This window comes from Desulfamplus magnetovallimortis (assembly GCF_900170035.1).
Lineage (GTDB): Bacteria > Desulfobacterota > Desulfobacteria > Desulfobacterales > Desulfobacteraceae > Desulfamplus > Desulfamplus magnetovallimortis.
In genome coordinates this window covers 227,814-229,893 of the sequence record NZ_LT828542.1, presented here as the reverse complement: position 1 = coordinate 229,893, position 2,080 = coordinate 227,814, and the positions used below count along the sequence as shown (strand labels likewise).

Below are 2,080 nucleotides of genomic sequence, written 5' to 3'. Positions count from 1 at the left end.
TTAAAAAAACATGCCATGCGTGGTGCGGACTTTTCAGAAGTTCGACGTAAGGATGACTGGAGCATTCCCCTTGTTATCCTTCGTGAAGCGGTGATTAATGCACTTGTCCATGCCGACTATTCCCAACGGGGCGCACCAATTCGTATTGCATTTTTCGATGACCGAATTGAAATCGAAAATCCGGGTATTCTTTTACCCGGCATGACCATTGAAGACATGCGTCAAGGAGTTTCAAAAATCAGAAATCCTGTTATTGCCCGTTTTTTTAGAGAGATTAACCTTATTGAGCAGTGGGGTACCGGTGTGCCTCGAATGTTCAATGAGGCACAAGCACTTGGTTTGCCAGAACCTCGAATCCTTGAGATTGGTACGAAAATCAGATTTGTAGTGCCTCTGGGTAAGCAGGCAGATGTTGGTACCCAGCAAGTAACCCAGCAAGTAACCCAGCAAGTAACCCAGCAAGTAATTAATTTGATGAGAAACTTGGAATACGAGATGAACAGGGCGGAGATTATGAAACTTTTGAAACTCAAGGATCGAGTCAATTTTACTCGAAATTATCTTGCTCCTGCACTTGCTTTAAAATTAATTGAGATGACACAACCGGACTCACCAAAAAGTCCGTCACAAAAATATCGCCTTACCAAAAAAGGCCAAGATCTCTTACTTAGTCAATCCAAACAGAGTTAATTCTCAATGCTTTAGGTTGCAAGATTGCCATTGCCTGAATTTTACACCTTCACCCTCATCTGGTCATTTGGCCTGTCAGCAGTTTTCAAAACAAACACAAAACGCATTTGAAAAAGCATATCCAAATGCGTTTGTTTTTGATGTTGACATTAAGCACATGCTATGCTTGATTATAAATTATGAATTATTATAAATGGAATTATGATAAAAATAAAAGGGGAGGAGCTGGGGACAGGTACATAATGCTCTTTTTTTGTTCTTGACTGGCAGAGCAGGGTTGGGGTTGATTATATTTACTCAAAATCGACATCTTCATGGCTTTTGCGGCAGTTATTGAATTTGTCTGAATCAGGATAACCAGGAAAAAAAGGATGTTTAGGATAGATATCCTGCCTTATCCTGTTAATCTTGGGCATCCTGATTCAGACAGTATTGACAAGGCTCAAAAGATCATAGGTGTCGATTTTGAGTATTTAATTGATACAAATCCTTTTTAAATGGAAAGGGTGATTTTTTATGAGAGAAAGATTCCGATGTGTTTTATGCATGGAGAACATTTATGAAATTTAGAATTGTTTTAAAACCAGATATTGAAGATGGTGGATATAATGTAAGTTGCCCTGCTTTAACTGGATGTCATTCTCAAGGGGATAGTATTGATGAGGCTGTCTTGAATATTCAGGAAGCAATTGAACTCTGTCTTGAGGTGTTGAATGAGCGAGCTGCCAAATCCATAAGACCAAATGAACAAATTCTTGAAGTGCTGCTTTAAAATGTCAAGATTGGGCACTTATACAGGAACAGTTATCGTTCGAGCGTTTCAAAAAGCAGGTTGGTCAATATCCAGACAAAAAGGAAGCCATGTAGCGATGGAAAAACCTGGTCAAGAGGCAACTCTTTCGATACCAATGCATAAAGGTAAAGATGTTAAACGAGGTACACTGCGAGACCTGATAAAAGATGCTGGAATGACAGTTGATGAATTTATTTCTAATTTATGAGCGAATTCTGGGCATGTTTCATATCTCCATCTGTATTTTTAAAGTTACATTGCTGCTTTGCAAGTCACATTGAATAGGTGATTTTTAGAAAAAAATGATTTGCACTATCTCATCTTAAGGTAATGGTTTTAAATAACTTACCCATTTCAAAATACCATATCGTTGAAGGCCGGTATGTTTCGATTTTCAAATGGTAGTGTTACTTAGTACTCATTCTTTACTAATTGAAGACAGATTTTAAGTTAGTCATTAAATCCTCGTGAGTTGGAAGTTCTTTTTTTTAATACTACATATTGTGTTTTAAATTTTCGAAATGCCATATGTGGATATAAATCAGAGAACTTCTCACTCGTGAGTTAAGTCAAGCAGGAAAAAGAACAAGTATTATG

The 2,080-nt window shown here is 37.6% G+C and carries 4 protein-coding genes; all 4 read left to right on the top strand.

Annotated elements, in window-relative coordinates:
- On the top strand, positions 1-690 hold a 690-nt coding region (locus tag MTBBW1_RS29035; protein WP_281255625.1), incomplete at its 5' end, for an ATP-binding protein.
- A 371-nt stretch (positions 691-1,061) separates the two neighbouring features.
- The gene (locus MTBBW1_RS29950) at positions 1,062-1,187 is read left to right on the top strand and encodes a hypothetical protein (RefSeq protein WP_281255624.1); all 126 of its coding nucleotides are present in this window, start codon (positions 1,062-1,064) and stop codon (positions 1,185-1,187) included.
- 62 nt (positions 1,188-1,249) lie between these two features.
- The gene (locus MTBBW1_RS07690; protein WP_080801546.1) at positions 1,250-1,462 is read left to right on the top strand and encodes a type II toxin-antitoxin system HicB family antitoxin; all 213 of its coding nucleotides are present in this window, start codon (positions 1,250-1,252) and stop codon (positions 1,460-1,462) included.
- Between the two features lies 1 nt (position 1,463).
- On the top strand, positions 1,464-1,691 hold the full coding sequence (locus tag MTBBW1_RS07685) for a type II toxin-antitoxin system HicA family toxin (RefSeq protein ID WP_080801543.1): 228 nt from the start codon (positions 1,464-1,466) through the stop codon (positions 1,689-1,691).
- Positions 1,692-2,080: the final 389 nt, after the last annotated feature.